Source organism: Chitinolyticbacter albus (genome assembly GCF_024437655.1).
Taxonomy (GTDB): domain Bacteria; phylum Pseudomonadota; class Gammaproteobacteria; order Burkholderiales; family Chitinibacteraceae; genus Chitinolyticbacter; species Chitinolyticbacter albus.
Genome location: NZ_JANBVF010000047.1, coordinates 24080 through 42859 on the forward strand (window position 1 = coordinate 24080; position 18780 = coordinate 42859).

15 protein-coding genes and 1 tRNA gene are annotated in these 18780 nt (G+C 59.7%); 6 read left to right on the forward strand and 10 right to left on the reverse strand.

The genetic code is table 11. The features are described 5' to 3' along the window. Positions 1 to 14: 14 nt before the first annotated feature. The 5 genes from NLI84_RS17665 to NLI84_RS17685 all read right to left on the reverse strand — a co-directional run bounded on the left by NLI84_RS17665 (position 15) and on the right by NLI84_RS17685 (position 4485). On the reverse strand, positions 15 to 1427 hold the full coding sequence (locus tag NLI84_RS17665; protein ID WP_255992109.1) for a hypothetical protein: 1413 nt from the start codon (positions 1425 to 1427) through the stop codon (positions 15 to 17). A 2-nt stretch (positions 1428 to 1429) separates the two neighbouring features. Then, positions 1430 to 2644 carry an RtcB family protein gene (locus NLI84_RS17670; protein WP_255992110.1) on the reverse strand — a complete coding sequence of 405 codons (1215 nt, stop codon included), beginning with the start codon at positions 2642 to 2644 and terminating at the stop codon, positions 1430 to 1432. Beyond that, positions 2641 to 3003, reverse strand: coding sequence for a zinc-ribbon domain-containing protein (locus NLI84_RS17675; RefSeq protein WP_255992111.1), 363 nt, complete (start codon positions 3001 to 3003; stop codon positions 2641 to 2643). Before NLI84_RS17675 ends, NLI84_RS17670 begins: the two co-directional genes overlap by 4 nt. A 41-nt stretch (positions 3004 to 3044) precedes the next feature. After that, positions 3045 to 4181, reverse strand: coding sequence for a slipin family protein (locus NLI84_RS17680; protein WP_255992112.1), 1137 nt, complete (start codon positions 4179 to 4181; stop codon positions 3045 to 3047). A gap of 235 nt (positions 4182 to 4416) precedes the next feature. After that, positions 4417 to 4485 (reverse strand) — tRNA-Leu (locus tag NLI84_RS17685). Positions 4486 to 4801: 316 nt separating this feature from the next. Between NLI84_RS17685 and rtcR the strand changes: the two genes are divergently transcribed. After that, the gene (rtcR, locus tag NLI84_RS17690) at positions 4802 to 6391 is read left to right on the forward strand and encodes an RNA repair transcriptional activator RtcR (protein WP_255992114.1); all 1590 of its coding nucleotides are present in this window, start codon (positions 4802 to 4804) and stop codon (positions 6389 to 6391) included. Positions 6392 to 6443: 52 nt separating this feature from the next. Next, complete coding sequence (locus tag NLI84_RS17695) at positions 6444 to 8360, forward strand: helicase-related protein (protein WP_255992115.1); 1917 nt, start codon at positions 6444 to 6446, stop codon at positions 8358 to 8360. A gap of 79 nt (positions 8361 to 8439) precedes the next feature. On the opposite strand, the gene NLI84_RS17700 is transcribed toward NLI84_RS17695, so the two are convergent. The 5 genes from NLI84_RS17700 to NLI84_RS17720 are packed head-to-tail and all read right to left on the reverse strand — an operon-like array spanning position 8440 to position 13361. After that, the gene (locus NLI84_RS17700) at positions 8440 to 10515 is read right to left on the reverse strand and encodes a type IV pilus secretin PilQ (RefSeq protein WP_255992116.1); all 2076 of its coding nucleotides are present in this window, start codon (positions 10513 to 10515) and stop codon (positions 8440 to 8442) included. Next, entirely contained in the window at positions 10512 to 11060 is a 549-nt protein-coding gene (locus tag NLI84_RS17705; protein ID WP_255992117.1) for a pilus assembly protein PilP, read from the reverse strand. The genes NLI84_RS17700 and NLI84_RS17705 overlap by 4 nt, the downstream gene beginning before the upstream one ends. Before the next feature lie 11 nt (positions 11061 to 11071). Next, positions 11072 to 11704 carry a type IV pilus inner membrane component PilO gene (locus NLI84_RS17710; protein WP_255992119.1) on the reverse strand — a complete coding sequence of 211 codons (633 nt, stop codon included), beginning with the start codon at positions 11702 to 11704 and terminating at the stop codon, positions 11072 to 11074. Further along, on the reverse strand, positions 11701 to 12291 hold the full coding sequence (locus NLI84_RS17715; RefSeq protein ID WP_255992120.1) for a PilN domain-containing protein: 591 nt from the start codon (positions 12289 to 12291) through the stop codon (positions 11701 to 11703). Before NLI84_RS17715 ends, NLI84_RS17710 begins: the two co-directional genes overlap by 4 nt. Continuing rightward, positions 12288 to 13361 carry a pilus assembly protein PilM gene (locus NLI84_RS17720; protein WP_255992121.1) on the reverse strand — a complete coding sequence of 358 codons (1074 nt, stop codon included), beginning with the start codon at positions 13359 to 13361 and terminating at the stop codon, positions 12288 to 12290. The genes NLI84_RS17715 and NLI84_RS17720 overlap by 4 nt, the downstream gene beginning before the upstream one ends. A gap of 172 nt (positions 13362 to 13533) precedes the next feature. Here NLI84_RS17720 and NLI84_RS17725 point away from each other — a divergent pair, with 172 nt between their 5' ends. From NLI84_RS17725 to NLI84_RS17740, 4 genes are all read left to right on the forward strand, one after another. Continuing rightward, entirely contained in the window at positions 13534 to 15840 is a 2307-nt protein-coding gene (locus tag NLI84_RS17725; protein ID WP_255992122.1) for a penicillin-binding protein 1A, read from the forward strand. A 74-nt stretch (positions 15841 to 15914) separates the two neighbouring features. After that, the gene (locus NLI84_RS17730) at positions 15915 to 16514 is read left to right on the forward strand and encodes a nucleotidyltransferase family protein (protein WP_255992123.1); all 600 of its coding nucleotides are present in this window, start codon (positions 15915 to 15917) and stop codon (positions 16512 to 16514) included. A 26-nt stretch (positions 16515 to 16540) separates the two neighbouring features. Next, on the forward strand, positions 16541 to 17269 hold the full coding sequence (locus NLI84_RS17735; RefSeq protein WP_255992124.1) for a flagellar brake protein: 729 nt from the start codon (positions 16541 to 16543) through the stop codon (positions 17267 to 17269). Then, positions 17269 to 18681 (forward strand): NAD(P)H-hydrate dehydratase, encoded by a 1413-nt coding sequence (locus NLI84_RS17740; protein ID WP_255992125.1) that lies wholly within the window; start codon positions 17269 to 17271, stop codon positions 18679 to 18681. Before NLI84_RS17735 ends, NLI84_RS17740 begins: the two co-directional genes overlap by 1 nt. Positions 18682 to 18780: the final 99 nt, after the last annotated feature.

Consider the following 18780-nt stretch of genomic DNA (forward strand, 5'->3'; position numbering starts at 1 on the left):
CTTATATATCCATTTCAGCTAATTTTGTCCGGCCAAATTCCGATGCGCCGCAAGCCTGCTACTACATGCGCAAATTCTTCTATCGCACTGATCGTTGATGGGTCAGATAGCAAAACTACGAGACGATCCCGATCCACCGCGTACGGCTGTCCGTACGCCATGCAGCCATAAGGCTCGTCATAGCGTTCTAATAGCTGTCGCGCTTCAGCATGGGTTTGAGCATGCCCTAGCAATTGCAAAGCCAAAGCAAATCGCCCCCACGCACCGAGCTTGTAGGCAAGCCGCGTCGCGACTATCTGGTCTCCTCGCATGAACGCCGCAGCTGCATTGTCATGCAACCAAACTCCATCTGGCGCGTACGCCTTATCCAATAGCTGCAATGCAAAACGCCTCAGCTTACGGGAGGGGTCGAGCCAGATTTTTTCAAACATCTCATTGCGCCGCTCAGGCACCTTCAAAAGCAGGAAACGAAGCGCAGCAAAACGAACCTTGGGCTCAGGATGCGCCGCATACGCCATCGCTAAAGGCGGCAAATCATCCGCAATACTCTCCACTGCGTCCCAGCACAAGGCCGTAACTTCCGAATCACTTAGGACCGGTCGCTTTAGCACCGATTGGTAAAACGCTGCCGTATCGAAACCAAGCCGCTTGGCATGCCATCGCGCCAGCTCCCTCATGCGGACACCTGAGTCGAGCAATTTGGATATGCAATAGTCCAAGCTCTCTTGAGTATCGCCAGAACTCTCGACAACCATCGTAAGCCCTATGGCCCGGATCGAAGCAGAACGACTTCCCAGGGCCTGGCGAGCCAATGGTAAACGCTCTGCAGCTGGCAATGCTGTTGCGGCCCTCAATGCCTTCGCACGGACAGCCAAATTGGCATGCATCAGCCCAGCGTCGATAGCCTGTGTTAGCGAGAACTCGGCCAGAAAGGCATCGAACAACCAAAAGGCTACTTGTCGCCGGGAGCGATGGAACTCAGCCAACAACCGGGGACGATGCTCCAATCTACGCAGCAACTCGTAAGTCTGCGCCAGCACATCACCTTGATCCTGTCGCCCCTTGAATTGAAGCTGATAGACAAGCTCGATATTGGCGAGAAAGTCTTCCGCACGCTGCTCATGCAAATGCGCTATGTAGATCGCCTTGGCTACGCTACGCACTTGCGGAACCCAGTCATTCAGTCGCTCAATCGCCACGGCTAGTACGAGGGCACCACGCTGCGCAGCAAGATGCCTTAGCGCCCCCTCACGTACATGTCCATTTCCAGACCTGGACAAATGTGTAGCCCGATCTGGGTGCTGAATCAGCTCAGCTAACTGTTTAGCTGCCGCAATTTGGTTGCTCGATACAGCTACAGGTAAAACGCCTGATTTTGCAGAGCCGGCCAGTAGGTTATTCAGCCACGTCTTAAAGTTAGTACTCATCTCTACCCCTTTACACACACCACTTGATGCAGCGTATGCACGATTTCCACCAGCTCGGACTGCGCAGCCATCACGGCGTCGATGTCCTTGTAGGCCATGGGGATCTCGTCGATCACCTCGCTGTCCTTGCGGCATTCCACCCCGGCGGTGGCACGGATCTGGTCGTCCACGGTGTAGCGGCGCTTGGCCTCGTTGCGGCTCATGGTGCGACCGGCACCGTGGCTGCATGAACAGAACGCCTCCTCGTTCCCAAGGCCGCGCACGATGAAGCTCTTGGCACCCATCGAACCCGGAATGATCCCCAACTGGCCTTTCTGCGCCGACACCGCGCCCTTGCGCGTTACCAGCACTTCACGGCCGAAATGCATTTCCTTCTGCACATAGTTGTGGTGGCAGTTCACCGCTTCCACATCGGCCGAGAACGGCTTGGCGATCACCCTGCGAGCGGCGGCGATCACGTTCTGCATCATCACCGCGCGGTTGCGGCGCGCGTAGTCCTGCGCCCAGCCCACTGCCTCGACGTAATCGTCGAAGTGCTGCGCACCCTCGACGAAATAAGCGAGATCGCGGTGCGGCAGGTCGGCGATGTGTTGGCGCATATCGGCCTGGGCCAGTTCGATGAACAAATTACCGATGGCATTTCCTACACCACGCGAACCGGAATGCAGCATGAACCAGACGCGGTTTTCCTCGTCGAGGCAAACCTCGATGAAGTGGTTGCCGGTTCCCAGTGTTCCAAGATGCTTGTGGTTGTTGGTGTTCTTCAGCTTGGGATACTTGTCGGTAATGGCCTTGAAGCCATCGGCCAGCTCGCCCCACATTGCATCCACGGTGGCCGGCGGCGTATCCCAAGTGCCTTTGTCGCGGCGGCCGGGCGTTCGGCCATGCGGCACGGCGGCTTCAATAGCGCTACGCAGCCCGGCCAGGTTGTCCGGCAGGTCGGCGGCGGTGAGCGTGGTGCGCGCGGCCATCATTCCGCAGCCGATATCCACGCCGACAGCAGCCGGGATGATGGCGCCGACGGTGGGAATCACGCTACCGATGGTCGAGCCCTTACCCAGGTGCACATCCGGCATCACGGCAAGGTGCTTGTAGATGAAGGGCATCTTGGCCGTGTTCATCAGCTGCTCGCGCGCCTCCTGCTCCACCGGCACGCCATGCGTCCACATCTTGATCGACGCGCCGTGGGTCACGGCGAGGGTGTCGTACTTGTTCATTGCTTGTTTTCCTTGATTGTTCCCGCCAGTGCCCGGCGCCGCGCCTGGCGGCATCCGAGGCAACGGATGGCGGTTGAATACACATAGCCCTTGGCGGTTTCGTACCACCATTGCTGTTGTTCTGCAGTCCAGACCTGGCTCGCACCGCAATCGCGGCACGTAAAGGCCAGATCCATGTAGTACCCACGTTCGACGAATGCGGGTGCGCCGTAGCTGTTATGTGGCGCCAATAGCGCCAGGTTCACTTGCCGGGCGCCCTTGGGCCGCACCGTCACGGGGACCGCTCGCGTCGCCGCTTCCCGCCGTGCCTGGCGCCGCGCCATGATCGCGGCCCGTTTCTGCTTACCGCTTTGCATCATGCCTCTCCTGACCGCCCGGCGGGATCACCCACCGGGCGGATCTAAACCTTCAGTTTCACCAGCCCGTTCAGCAACTGATCGAGCCCGCCGACCACCGAGATCTTGTCGATGCGCTCGGCCAGCCGCTCCAGCGTTTCCAGCTCCTTGAGCCGTAGCGCGGTCGGGTTGTCTTCCATCACCTTGGCGGTGTTGAGCAAGGAGCGGGTGGCGCCCGTTTCCTCGCGGCGGCGGATCACGTTGGCCTGCGCCGCCTTTTCCGCTTCGACCACCTGGGCCAGCAGTGCCTTCATCTCGCCCGGCAGCACGATGTCCTTCACCCCCAGGCTCACCACCCGCACACCGAAGCCATCGAGCCGGCTCGCCGCGTGCTGGCTCACCACATCGTCGATCACCTGCTTGTTCTCCAGTAACTCATCCAGCGTGCGGGTGCCAACGGCGGCACGCAGGCCGAACTGCAGCTCGCGGTAGACGTGCTCCATCGGCTTGGGCAGCCGGGAGAGCGCCAACTCCACGTCGTCGAACAGCCAGTTGGCAGCGAGGTTCACGCGCAGGCTCACCTTGTCGCGGGTGAGGATTTCCTGCCCGGTGATCTCGATTGCCTGCAGCCGGGTGTCGATCAGGTCGACCGCGATATCGCGGTTGAAGCGCCAGTAGGCATAGCGGCCCGGTTGCAGCAGCGCCACGCGCTGGCCGTCGATCCGCAACACGCCTACCTGGCCCGCCGGCACCTGCACGTTCAGCACCGCGTTGAGCCCGGCAATGGCCTTGCCACGCAAAGCCGGCTGGGCAATCCGTGCCAGCAATTGCTCCGGCACAGTCCAACCGGCGGCGAGGTCGATCCGCTCGAAGCGTTGCGGCACGGCATCCTGCCAGTACATGCGGCGCGAGCCCGGTGGCACGATCTCGACCAGTGCATCGTTCTCGAAGCGCAGACCGGCCTCATTGTCGCCGAGATCGAACAGCACGAAGTGCTGCGCGACCGTCGCCGGCTCGTGCTGGCGCAGGTATTCGGCCAGCGGATGCTCGAACAGCGCTTCGGTCAGCGGGTAGGTCACGATGGTGTAGTCACGCTTCACACTGGCCTTGAGGTAATGACCAGGGTGCAGCACGGCGACGAAGTCGCCATCGCGCAGCAACAGCGCGCGCTCGTTTTTGCGAACCAAAAATCTTTGCATCATCTCTCTTCTCTCTCTCAATGCCGGCGGGCGTCGATTCGACCGGGCCGGGCCATGACCAGCCTGGGAGCCAAGCGCTGCAGCTGCATCGCCACGCGGAGCCTTTCCCACCAGCTCCTGCACTCGATGTCATCGGTCGCGCTTGGTTGCCAGGCGGCGATGAGCCAGCCGGGCCGAATCTCGACGGCGGTGTCGCCACCGCGCCGGGTACACCTGTTTGCAATCCCCGTGAAGGGTGTTTTCGAGCGGGAGTCGAACCCGCGACAGACGGTGTTGAACCGTTGCTCCACCACTGAGCTATCGAATGGGGCGAACCCGGGAATCGAACCCGGCGAGCCACCAGGCATCGCCATTGGCTGCGTTTCGGCTGGCGGTACACACACGTTCAACAGGGACCGTGTGTGCCGGAGCGGCGTTGGAACCGCTTACCCCAGGGCACATGCCGTCGCTACAGCTGGGGTAATGCTTAGCGAAAGCTGTGCCAGATGATGCCAATCAAGGAAAATTCAAATCAAGCAACTGTTTTAAAAGGAATTAATGTTTTTCACATGCAAATCATGGTGACGGTGATTTTTGAAATTCATATATGATGTGATCGTCATTTATATTTTTGTATCGCATCGATGAAACGCACTGTCGTTACCGGATTTGTAGGCACCGTGCTCGACTACGTGGGCAAAGGCAATCAGCGCTGGGAGAAGTGGCGGCCCACGGTCGGGCTATGCCAGCAGGAAGACCTGGTCGTGCATCGGCTGGAACTGCTGCATGACGCCCGCAGCCGCGGGCTGTTCGAACGCTTGCGCCGCGATATCGCGCAGGTGTCGCCGGAAACCGAGGTGGTCAGCGTGGAGATCGCCCTGCGCGATCCGTGGGATTTCGAGGAGGTGTACGCCGCGCTGCTCGATTACGCGCGCGGCTACACCTTCGATACCGAGGCCGAGGATTACCTGATCCATATCACCACCGGCACCCATGTGGCGCAGATCTGCTGGTTCCTGCTGGCCGAGGCACGCTACCTGCCGGCGCGGCTGGCGCAGACTTCGCCGCCACGCAAGAAGGAGCCCGGCGATGTCAGCGGCAGCGTCGCCATCATCGATCTCGATCTCTCGCGCTACGACCGCATCGCCAGCCGCTTTGCCCGGGAACGCGATGAAACGGTTTCCTTCCTCAAATCCGGCATCGCCACGCGCAACGCCAGTTTCAACCGCATGATCGAGCAGATCGAGCGCGTGGCCGTGCGCTCCAAGGCGCCCATGCTGTTCTGTGGCCCCACCGGCGCCGGCAAGTCCTTCCTGGCGCGCCGGGTGTACGAGATGAAAAAAGCCCGGCATCAGCTCGCCGGGCATTTCGTCGAGGTGAATTGCGCTACGCTGCGTGGCGATAGCGCGATGTCCGCGCTGTTCGGCCACGTGAAGGGCGCGTTCACGGGCGCCCAGGCCGAGCGCGCCGGGCTGCTGCGCAGCGCCGATGGTGGCTTGCTGTTTCTCGATGAGATTGGCGAACTGGGGCTCGATGAGCAGGCGATGCTGCTGAAGGCCATCGAGGAAAAGCGCTTCTTTCCGGTTGGCAGCGATCGCGAAGTAGAGAGCGATTTCCAGCTGATCGCCGGCACCGTGCGTGACCTGCAGCAATGGGTAGCCGAAGGCCGTTTTCGCGAGGACTTGTACGCCCGGATCAACCTGTGGACCTACGCCCTGCCCGGCCTTGCCGATCGCAGCGAGGATCTGGAACCCAATCTCGAATTCGAGCTGGCGCGCTATGCCCGCGAGCACGGCAGCCAGGTGCGTTTCAATCTGGAAGCCCGGCGCGCCTACCTGAAGTTCGCGACTTCAGCCGATGCGCAATGGCGCGGCAACTTCCGCGAGCTATCGGCCTCGGTCACCCGGATGGCCACGCTGGCCGATACCGGGCGCATCGATCTGGAGCAGGTCGAAGAGGAAGTCGGTCGGCTGCGCCGGTCGTGGTCCAGCCCTGCTGACCATGCGCTTACCGCCTTGCTGGGCGATGCCGCCGAGGCGCTGGACCTGTTCGACCGTATGCAGCTGGAAAACGTGATCGCGGTCTGCCGCGCTGCGGGCTCGCTATCCGATTCCGGTCGTCGCCTGTTTGCCGTATCGCGCCAGGAAAAGGCCAAGGTCAACGATGCCGACCGACTGCGCAAGTACCTGGCCCGCTTCGGCCTGACTTGGGAGCAGCTACGCGAGGCCGCGTAAAGCCGGCCAACCCGCGTATATTGCGCCCTGAACACCCACCAGAAGCCGTTTCATGACCGACGCCACCACCGAACTTTCCGACTATCTCACCCTGCATGCGGCCACGCTGGTCACCATCGAGGGCAACTACGCGGTTTCGGTACATGGTGAATTCCATGTGGCCGGCAGGGCGATTGCCTACCACCTGGTGCCGGATCAAGGCTTCCTCGGCAAGGCCAGCAAGTGGCGCAAGCTCGATGACGCCGGACGGCTGGCCCTGCTGCAGGAGCGCTGGAACGCCGAGGTGCGCGCCAAGCTCGAAGCCCAGCTCGTGGCCACGGCCGAGCAGGTGTTGCGACTGGCCGAGGAAGGCGGCGCCGATCCGGCCATGGCGCTCTCCGCATTCCAGGCCAAATACGAGCTGGCGCGTTTGCGCTGCAAGATCGCCTGGGACCGCATCCGCGCGGCGCGGCAGGCGCAGCAGCAGCAAAAGCAGGCGGGAGACGCCAGCGCCGCCATCGATCTATCGCTCTACCCGGAGTCGTTCGAGATGGCGCAGGGCATGGATCGGCATTTCGTCGCGGTGCTCGGGCCGACCAATTCGGGCAAGACCCATGCCGCCATGCAGCATCTGGCCAAAGCCACGAGCGGCGTTTATCTCGCGCCTTTGCGGCTGTTGGCGCTGGAGAACTACCAGCGACTGCTCGATGCCGGCGTCGCCGTGAGCCTGGTGACCGGCGAACAGCGCAAGCTGCATCCCGATGCCACCCACGTGGCCAGCACCGTGGAAATGCTCAACCCCAACCGCCGCATCGAAGTGGCGGTGATCGACGAGATCCAGTTGCTCGACGATCCGGATCGCGGCGCTGCCTGGACCGCTGCGGTGTGTGGCGTACCCGCCGAAACGGTTTACCTGCTCGGCGCACTGGAAGCACGCGAAGCCATCGAATCACTGGTGAAGCGCATCGGCGGCACGCTGGAAGTGCGCGAACTGGCGCGCAAGTCGCCATTGACCATGGAATCGCAGCCGCTTGGCTCGCTGAAGAACCTCAAGCCCGGAGACGTGCTGATCGCGTTCTCCCGCCGCGAAGTTCTGAACTGGCGCGATCAAGCGATCGAACAGGGTTTTGCTGTGTCGGCCATCTACGGCAATCTCGCGCCTGAAGTGCGGCAAGCGCAGGCCGAGCGTTTCATCAACGGACAAACACGGATCGTGGTCGGTACCGACGCCATCGGCATGGGGCTGAACACTCCGGCGCGGCGGGTGATCTTCACCACCGCGCGCAAGTGGGATGGTAGCGCCGAGGACACGATCACAGCCAGCCTGGCCAAGCAGATCGCCGGGCGGGCCGGGCGTTACGGCGCGCATGAGGCAGGTTTCGTCGCCGGGCTTGATGCCGCCACCCATAAGACCATTGCAGCGCTGCTACGCGCGCCGCCAGAACCACTGCCCACATCCGGCTTTTTCGTCGCGCCCAATCTCGATTACTTGAACCGGATCGCCACAGCGACCGGCGAGAAGCGCCTCGCCAAGCTGCTGGAACTGTTTACCCAGCACATCAACGTGCACGACGCCTTCTTCGTACCGGCCAACCTCAGCGACCAGATCGACAAGGCCCGCTGGCTGGACGGGCTCAATCTCTCGCTGCCCGACCGCTTCACCCTCAGCCTGTGCCCCGTCTCAACCAAGATCCCCATGCTGGAGCGCGCGCTGCAGGACTGGGCCAGCCTGCGCGCAGACCGCCGCCGAGTACCGCTGCTGCGCATCGAGGGCATGGGCGGCCGTAACGCGCTGCAATACCTGGAGGACAGCTGCAAGCTCTACGCCGCCTACGCCTGGCTGGGCTACCGCATGCCCGACACGTTCCCCGATGGCGAAATGGCGCAAGCCCTGATGCAGACGACGTCAGAACGGATCGATCGGATGCTGCAGGCGCAGAATACGGCACGCGGTAAAACTAGCGGTGCCCGAAGACAATCCTCGCATTAGGCCCCCCAACAGCAGCCAATGCCTAGCCCAAAGCAAAACAGGCCGATCTTAAGATCGGCCTGTTTTGTGCGCGTAGGTTTTAGCGCAGCGATACATCCTTATCGATGACCTTCGGCGTAATGAAGATCAACAGTTCACGCTTGTTGTCGACATTCGTCCGGTTCTTGAACAAGTTCCCCACGACCGGGAGATCGCCCAACAACGGCACCTGGGTCACAGTACTGCTCACGTCTTGGATGAAGATGCCACCGATAATCACGGTACCGCCGTTTTCAACCAGCACCTTGGTTGTGACCTGCTTGGTGTTGATGGCAGGACCACTGATAGTGTTCTCACCACGGCTATCCTTGTTCACCTTCACATCCATGATCACATTGCCGTCGGGAGTGATCTGCGGCGTGACCCTGAGCGACAAAGTCGCCTTCTTGAACGACACCGATGTAGCGCCGTTCTGAGCCGATTCCGAATACGGAATTTCCTGGCCATCCTCGATCACCGCCTCGGTCTGATCCGCCGTTACTAGTCTTGGGCTGGAAACGATCTTGCCTCTACCATCCTGCTCCAAGGCAGACAACTCAAGAGCTAGCAAGCCATCATTCCCAGCCAGCAGCATCCCTATCGATCCTGCCGCGAAGCCACCTAGTCCTGCAGCAGGCAAATTTACTTGAGGGATATTCCCCGCAATCATCGGTCCAGGCCCCGTCATATCGACGCCGTTTGCGGGATAAGTGCCATCGTTTTTAATGCCGCCACCTACCTGCAGATCGCCTTTCCATCCAATCCCGTGGAACTTCACGCCAAGATTCTTGCTAAATCCATCTTCGGCTTCGACGATACGCGCCTCGATCATCACTTGACGCACCGGAATATCAGTCTTTTCGAGAATACTTCGAATCTGGTCCAGCTTGGACGGAATATCCTGAATGATCAGCAAATTGGTCCGCGGATCGATCACTGCGCTACCGCGTGCCGACAGGATTTTTTGCTTGTCATCGGTGAGGATTTTCTTGAAGTCATCAGCCTTCTGGTATTTCAGCTGGAAAGTCTCGGTACGGGTCGGTTCTAGATCGGAAATTTGTTTTTTGGCTTCGAGCTCCTGCTTTTCCTTGGCCGCCAACTCGTCCCGTGGTGCAACCCACAGCACATTGCCGGCACGGCGCTGATCCAAACCCTTGGCCTGAAGAATGATATCCAGTGCCTGATCCCAAGGCACGTCCTTCAATCGCAAGGTCAAGCTACCTGACACAGTGTCGCTGGTAATGATGTTGAGCCCCGTAAATTCCGCAATCACTTGCAGCACGGTACGAATCTCCACATTCTGGAAATTCAACGACAGCTTTTCACCCTTGTAGGCCGGACGCAATGAAGCAATAGACTTGTCGTTTTCGCTGGTTTTACGAACCTCGACGATGAAACGATTTTCAGTCTGATAGGCCGAGTACTCCCAGATACCGGTCGGCTCAATCACCATGCGAACGTTGCCACCCTGGCGATAGGTTTCGATTTTTTGCACTGGGGTGCCGAAATCCGCAACGTCCATACGACGTTGCAGATTCTCAGGCAGGCCAGCCTTCAAGAAATCGATTACCAGCTTGGTGCCTTGCTGACGAATATCGATTCCCAGGTTGGGACTGGTGAGATCGATCATCACCTTGCCCTCGCCGCTTACACCACGGCGGAAATCGACTTCTCGCAACCCATCCCCTTCGGTCGAGGCTGCCACAGCAGGAGCAAAGTGGGTGGTTTCCGATTTGGCAACGACCGCCTTGGCCGATCCGTCGATGGTAATCAGGTAGGAATTACCGTCCACCTGTGCATCGTAAGCGGCCTGTTTGTTGAGATTCAATACCACCCGGGTACGCCCGGAGCCTTCGGCGATGTTGACCAGTCGCAACGCAGTGCCATTGACTTGAACTGCGCTTTTCCCCGCTTTATTTGCCGTTCCCGCGAAATCAAATGCTAAACGCGGTGGCGCATTGACGGAAAAGCTGGTGGGTTGAGGCACTGGGCCGTCGAACACAACCTTGACAATCTGCTTGTCGTTTGAGACCGAGTTGACCTCAACGTTGGTGATATTGGCAGCCTGAGCCACGACGACCAACGCCGCGATCATCATTCCCCCAGCCAGCCGTTGCAGCAAGGATAACTTGTTCATTTTTTCTGCTCCGCTTCATCTAGGGTAAGGCTAGTCTCGCGCTCAACCCAATCTCCGCCACTGTCCTCGACGATTTCCTTGAGCTTTACTTCGGTCTCACTGATCGAAACCACCATGCCGAAATTCTGCCCCATGTAATTGCCAACCTTGACGCGATAAAGGCTTCTATCTGGCGCATTGATCAGCGCCTGAATTACCTTGCCCTGCTGTAGCACCCCGACCATCCGGAGCTTCTCCAGATCGTAATTCTCGAGCACTTCCTTAGGTCGGTCTGGATTTGGCGCGATGCTACTTCCGCTGCCTTTTTTCGCCAATACCATCTTCGCGGTATCGAATGGATCAGGGATAGCGAATGCATCATAAACAAAAGGCTCGACCGTCTTGACTTCCGGGGCCGCCTCAATCTTGCCCCTCAAACCTTCGCTGTTTTCCCGCATCCACTCTTTCAGATCGCCGTGCTCTTCGCCGAAACAGCCGGTAAGCGACACGGCCAGAATAGCAAGGGGTAAGCAGACCTTTACTCGGCGAGGCGCTTTCTTTTGCATATCGGTTCCCATTAGTTCCGCCGCTTCTTCTTCGCTTCCGCTTCAGCTTGGCGAATCGCTTGTTGCTCGGCCTCATCCAGCGCACGGTAGGTCTTGACCGTTGCTTCAAGCATCAGCGAGCCTCCCTTGGCATTGCTCAACTTTATATCAGCCAACGTCACTATCCGAGACAGCTTGGCCACGTCACTGACGAATGCTGCCAGATCATGATACGAACCGATAACCCGGATACTGATGGGTAATTCAGAAAATTCAGCGGTCTTGATCTCGTTTCCTGGCTTGAACAGTTCAAACTGCAAGCCTCGACCTACACCAGCCTGGTTGATTTCAGTCAGCAATGTCTCCATTTCAGACTTATCAGGCAATTGCTTGAGCAAGGCGCCGAACGACTGCTGAATCTCGATCAGTTGCTGCCGGTAGGCTTCCAGATTGACCGCCTTCGCTTTCTTCTGCTTGAACTCTTCTTTCAGCTGCTCTTCTTTCGCTTTACCCTCATCCAGCTCAGTCAGAAAGTCAGCCCATACATAGAAATGGCCAGCGGCAATGATTGCGGCAAACACGAGCGCAAGCAGGCCAAGTTGCGCTGCTGCAGGCCAGTTACCGATGTCCTTGGGATCGAGACTCCGCAACTCGTCTAGCGTCATTTCGCCTCCCCTTCCTTATTTTTATCTGCAGCGGAGTCCGCGGCGGCGGCACGCGTAATTTTGATGTTGAGATTGAACTCGGCGAGCCTCTGGTTCCCTACTTGCGCCGCCTTGACTTCAATCAGCAACGGCTGCTCAAATACCTCGGAATCATTTAGATTGCGCATCAACGTCGACACGCGCGCGTTCGATTGCGCATAGCCGGTCAACGCCAACTTGTCATCGGTTTGCACGATATCCTTGAGGTACACGCCCTCAGGGGTCTGACGCACCAGTTGATCGACGATCTTCACCGACTCCGATCGATTCGATTGCAGGCGCTCGACCACCTGCTTGCGAGCCAGCAACGCGTCCTTTTCCGCCTTGAGACGCTCGATCTCTGCGATTTCTCGGTCCAACTTGGCATTTTCGTCTGTGAGAAACTGGTTGCGCTCATTCTGCGTGTCGACACGCGTCGAGAGAACGAAGCTGCCAGCCGCAACAACGCCGGCCGCAGACAAGAAAACAATCCCTAACAACGCCAGGTAGCGGTGCTGTCTGGCCTGCCGTTTTTGCTCACGGTGGGGTAAGAGGTTAATCCTGATCATGACGGGTCGAACCTCCGCATCGCGAGCCCGCACGCGATCAACAAGCTGGGCGCATCGAGTTGTATTTGTTTGCCCCGGAGCTTGCCGGTGGCCATGCCATAGAAGGGGTTGGCGCGCATCGCACTCGCAACCTGGGTTCGGCTTGATACGGCCTCATCCAGGCCGTGGATGGCGCTGCAGCCACCGGCGAGCAAGATGTGATCAACCGAGTTGAAATTGCTCGACGTATAGAAGAACTGCAGCGAGCGCGAGATTTCCAGCGCCAGCGTATCGATGAAGGGCTGCAGCACCTCGGGTTCGTAATTCTCGGGCAAACCACCAGTCTTCTTCGCCTGTTCGGCCTCTTCGAACGACATATTGAATTTGCGCTGAATTTCCTGCGTGAGCTGGTTACCCGCATAGGCCTGATCACGGCTGTAGATGGACTGGCCATCCTTGAAGATATTCATATGCATCGCGGTGGCGCCGATATCGACGACAGCGACGATCTGGTTCTCGCCCCGGCCGGGCAACTGCGGGCGCATCAGCTCGAACGCCGCTTGCGTCGCGTAGAGCTCGACATCGACGACCGAAGCCTTGAGTCCAGCCCCTTCGACCACGGCCACACGCTCGTCGACCTTTTCCTTCTTGGCCGCAGCGATCAGTACATCCTCTTCATCCTGCACCGACGGCGAAGGGCCCAGTACCTGGAAGTCGAGATTGACTTCGTCGAGCGAGAACGGAATGTACTGGTTGGCTTCGGTCTCGACTTGCATTTCCAGATCGCGCTCGGACAAACCGACCGGCACGAGGATTTTCTTGGTGATGACCGCTGCCGCCGGCAAGGCGATCGAGACGTTCTTGACGCGCGAACCGAGCTGGCGCCAGGCACGACGCAGTGCATCCGCGACGGCATCCGCGTTGGTGATGTTGCCGTCCGACACCGCATCCTTGGGCAAGGGTTCAATGGTATAACGATCAAGGCTGTAGTTACGGCCAGCCAAGCTCAGTTCGACCATCTTCACGGCCGACGAGCTGATGTCCACGCCGATCAGTGGCGCCGCCTTAGGCTTGAGAAAGTCGAGATTCAAAAGAAATTTCCTTATTGGATAGGAAACTAGAATAGTTTTTTGCGGCGGTACGCTAAAAATCCTAGCAGCGCCACACAACCCCTGTAAAGCAAGCTACGCAAAGCATCCGGTTTTTGCAACAACGTCTGAATCGCGTAAATTACGTCCCAACAAATTCTTTCATTCGACACACATGACCCGAAAAATCGTACTGATCAGCGCTGGCATCGTCGCAGGCTTGGCCATATTTGCCGTCGGTCTGCTATTTTTTGCCGTCCTGCTCACCTATCCTCGACTCCCGCCGCTGAATGCGCTAACCGATTACCGCCCCAAAATTCCGCTCCGCGTCTACACCGCCGACCAAGTCTTGATCGGGGAATTTGGCGAGGAACGTCGTGCTTTTGTGCCCATCGCGCAAGTCCCCGCGACCATGAAACAGGCGTTGCTGGCAGCCGAAGACGAGCGCTTCTATACGCACGGCGGCATCGACTACCTGGGCGTGCTGCGCGCCATGCTGGGCAATGTACTCTCCGGTCAATCCCAATCGGGCGCCAGCACCATCACCATGCAGGTGGCTCGCAATTTCTATCTGACCAACGAAAAAACCTTTACGCGAAAATTCAACGAAGCCTTGCTTTCGTTCAAGATTGAGCACAATTTATCCAAGGACCAGATCCTTGAACTCTATATAAACCAAATCTACCTGGGTCAACGCGCTTATGGCTTTGCGGCAGCGGCCCAAACCTATTTCGGCAAACCGCTCGCTCAGCTTTCCGTTGCCGAAACCGCAATGTTGGCCGGCCTTCCCAAAGCGCCATCCAAGTACAATCCGGTTGCCAACCCCAAGCGCGCCACTCAGCGCCAACACTACGTACTGCGGCGTATGCACGAGTTGCGGTTTATCAATGATGCCCAGTACCAAACCGCGCTGAAAGAGCCGCTGCAAGTTCGACAAAGCGCAGGCATCCAGTACACCGTCCACGCCGAGTATCTGGCGGAGATGGTTCGCCAAGCGATGGTCGAGCGCTACAAGGATGCCGCGTACACCCAAGGTTTCAAGGTTTACACGACACTCGACAGCCAGCAGCAGACAGCCGCGTATGCAGCACTGCGCAAAGGCCTGTTGATTTACGATGGCCGTCATGGATACCGCGGTCCGGAGGGCTTTCTCGACCCCTCGCTCTTACAAAGCGGAAAAGAAGATTTGCTCGCCGATGCGCTGGAAGGCCTGGAAGACGCCGGCGAGCTCCGACTGGCGGTGGTCAACGCTGCCAGCAATCGCAACGTTTCCGCAACGCTCAAGAACGGTGAGCGCATCGAGATCGAAGACGATGGTCTGCGTGTCGCCCGTTTCGCCCTATCAAACAAGGCCACGCCGACCACCCGGATTCGCCCAGGCGCCATCATCCGGGTCCGACTGGCCGGGAAGAATTGGCAGATTGCGCAGGTGCCACAAGTGGAAGGCGCTTTCGTGGCCATGGATCCGGGCAATGGTGCCATCCGGGCCTTGGTCGGTGGCTTCGATTTCAATCGCAATCATTTCAATCACGTCACTCAGGCTTGGCGCCAGCCCGGTTCCAGCTTCAAGCCCTTTGTCTATTCGGCTGCGATCGAGCGCGGCGTCACCCCGGCCACGCTGGTCAATGACGCCCCGCTGGTGATCGACCCCCAGGAAATCGGCGGCCAGCGCTGGGAACCCAAGAACTACGACGGGCGCTACGCCGGAATGATGTCAGTGCGCGACGCGTTGACTCGCTCGAAGAACCTGGTGTCGATTCGGCTGTTGCAAGCAATCGGCCCCAAGTATGCTCAGCAGCACATCACCCGCTTTGGCTTCCCGGCCAGCAAGCACCCGGCCTACCTCACCATGGCGTTGGGCGCTGGCAGCGTCACGCCGCTGCAGATCGCCGAAGGGTATGCCGTATTCGCCAATACGGGTTTTCGCGTGCTGCCCTACTTCATCGACCGCATCGAAAGCGATCGCGGCCAGTTGCTGGCGCGCATGGAGCCGGAAGTCGCCGGTAAGGGTGCCAAGCGCACGTTGGATGCGCGCAACGCTTTTGTCATGACATCGATGATGCAGGACGTGGTGCGCAGAGGAACCGCAGCCAAGGCCAGAGTGTTGGGACGCCAGGATCTGGCTGGCAAGACGGGAACAACCAACGATGCCATTGATGCCTGGTTCGCCGGCTACAGCCCCGACATGGTTGCCGTCGCCTGGATGGGCTTCGATCAACCCCGCTCGCTGGGTGGCAGTGAAACCGGCGGCGCCGCCGCCTTGCCGATCTGGATCGACTTCATGAGCGTGGCGCTGAGCGGCCGGCCCGAGAAAGCACCGGTCGTCCCCGACGGATTGATCGTACGCTCGACCGAATCCGAAACCGGCAGCCACAACGAATATTTCTACGCCGAGTTTCCGGAAACCAATCCTGAACTGGGCTTGGGTGGCGGCGGCGCGGCAGCGCAACCGCTGGAAGAAATCAAGGATCAGCTGTTCTGACGGGAGATGGCGAGCATGCGGAATCGGCGGCGATGCGTTAGAGTCTGAATCAACGCGCACGCGAGGAGAGGACCATGGGCAAGTTGCACCCGATCGAGCGCAGCGCAGCCAGCCTCAGGCTGGAAATCGCGCATCGTGCCGCACGCCTGATCGCCGAGGATCACATCAATGATTTCGGCCTCGCCAAGAAAAAGGCCGCACGCCAGCTGGGCGTGACCGAAGCGCGCAATCTCCCTTCCAATCAGGAAATCGAAGAGGCGCTCGCCGACTACCGCGCCATCTACCAGCCGGGGCACGACGATGCCTTGCTCTCGCTACGCCGCAAGGCGATCCAGGTGATGCGCTGGTTGTCGCCATTCCAGCCCTATCTGACCGGATCGGTCCTGAATGGCGTGGCCAGCGAGCATTCGGACATCAACCTGCTGTTGTTTCTCGACGACCCCAAGAGCGTGGAACTCTTTCTGCTCAACGAACGTGTCAACTACGAACACCTGGATCCGCGCAACTCGCCGCGCTTCGCGGACCATCCCACGCTGGCCTTCTGGTTCGACGACAGCGTGGTCAAGCTGCATGTGCGACCGCATAACGCAGAGCGGCAGAACGTAAAACGCGAAGAACGCGCGCGGCTGGATCAAGTCATACAGTTGCTCACCGAACCGTCTGCCATGCTGTGAACGGTTCGGCCCGATCGGGCCCCGCCATGCTACGCCCCAGTCTGATACCCGTTTATCTCAATGATCCGGATCCCTATCTGGTCAGCGACCCTGTTCAGCTCGCCCATTTGCTGCACTATCTGCTGACGCACCGCGAATTGCTCTGCCTTTATCCGCGTGGATTGCGCGAGCCGTTTGCCATCAGCACCCTGCTTGGCCTGACCGAGCAGCACCTGCATCTGGACCCCGCCCCACAGGAAGCATTCAATCAGCGACTGCTCAAACAAGGGATTACCGTCGTGACTCAGCTGCGTGGCGTCAAGCATCAGTTTGATGGCGCTACGGTACAAGAGGGAAGCCATCAGGGTCGCCCGACCTTGTTGATTGCTTTACCCGACCAAATGCTATGCCTGCAACGTCGACGCAACTATCGACTGGAATTGCCGCTGGCACATCCCATCTATTGCGAGTTGACCGCACTCGGCGTCTTGCTGGTCATCGCCGATCTAAGCCAAGAGGGGCTGGGATTGCTGACAGAGCGACCCCTCGACCTTCAGGTCGGCCAAGCCTACGAATCCTGCCGTTTCACCTTGCCCAACGGCATGCTGATCGAGGCCGAGCTCAAGCTGCAGTCCATTACCGAAGTCGCGCACAAACAGGGTCCGCCTGCGCTGCACTACGGCTTTCGCATGCGGGGGCTCAATACCACGCAGGCGAATGCGATCCAGCGCTACCTGGCGCAATTGGAACGCCAACGCCTGGAACGAGAACACTGATGGCCTGCGCCCTTTTTTCCAGTCGCACGCTACGTACGCTCGAAGCCCTGCATGCAACGGCACAGCCGCCACTGATGCAGCGCGCAGGGGCGGCCATTGCCGCGTGGATCCAGGATCACTTCCCGCTCCAACCCCTCACGGTGGTGGCCGGCCCCGGCAATAATGGCGGGGATGCCTTGATTGCCGCCTCGCAGCTACGCTCGGCAGGCTGGCCGGTACGGGTGCATCGCCTGGGTTCCTGCCGCCACCCCGAGCTGGAGCAGGGCCTGGACGTGGTCGAGACGCCGCCCACTGGAAATGGCGGGCTGCTGCTGGATGGCTTGTTCGGTATCGGTCTTCAGCATGCGCCACGCAGTCCTGCGGACAACTGGATAGCTGCGATCAACCGCAGCCAGGCTCTCATTGTTGCGATCGACGTGCCCAGTGGACTGGATGCCGATACCGGCCACGCGCCAGGGGTGGCCGTCCGGGCCGCCCATACATTGACGCTGCTGGGCAACAAGCCCGGCCTGTACACCGGGATGGGGCGTGACCTAGCCGGAAAGGTGAGTTTCCTCGAACTCGGAGTGACACTGCCCGACAGCCCCGACTATCTCTTGATCGAGGGTGGCAACGCGCCGAGGCTCGCCCCCAGAATCCATGCTTCGCACAAGGGCAGCTTTGGCAGCGTGGTCGTGATCGGTGGTGCCAGAGGAATGGCCGGGGCGGCCTTGTTGGCCGGTCGGGCCGCGCTGCACGCCGGCGCCGGCAAAGTACACGTCGGTTTGCTCGACGATGCGCTCCATCTCGATCCGCAGCAGCCCGAGCTTATGCTCAATTCTGCGCGCCACACGCTGGAGGCCCCCAGCGACGCAATCGCGATTGGCCCGGGCCTTGGTCGCAGCGCCGAAGCTTTGCAGATGCTCGCTTTGACCTTGGCTGCGACCAAGGTTGTCGTGCTGGACGCCGACGCGCTCAATCTCGTCGCTGAGACCCCTTCCCTCGGCCAACAGCTCCAACAGCGGCAATATCCCACGATCATCACGCCGCATCCGGCCGAGGCGGCGCGCTTGCTGGGCTGCGATACCGCCGCCATACAGGACAATCGCTTCGCCGCCGTGGCGCGCTTACGCGATCACTACCGTTGCACGGTGGTGCTCAAGGGGTCCGGTACACTTTGCACGTCTCCCGAGCAACTGACTTCGGTCAATGGCAGTGGCAACGGCGCACTGGCCAGCGCCGGTCAAGGCGATGTGCTGACCGGCCTCATCAGCGCAATCTGCGCACAAGGACTGGTGCCGCTGGATGCCGCACGCCTGGCCACCTGGGCCCATGGCGCCGTGGCCGACCATTGGCGCGATCAACACCCGGCCGGCGTTGGCCTCACCGCAGCCGAAACCCTGGGGCTGGCCCGGACCTACCTGAATCGCTGAGGCCGCACCTGAGGAGCAGGTGGCGGGTCCACCGTGCCTTGGCCTTGTGCGCCACCAAAGCAAAACCCCCAGCCTTTCGGTCTGGGGGTTCTGGCATGG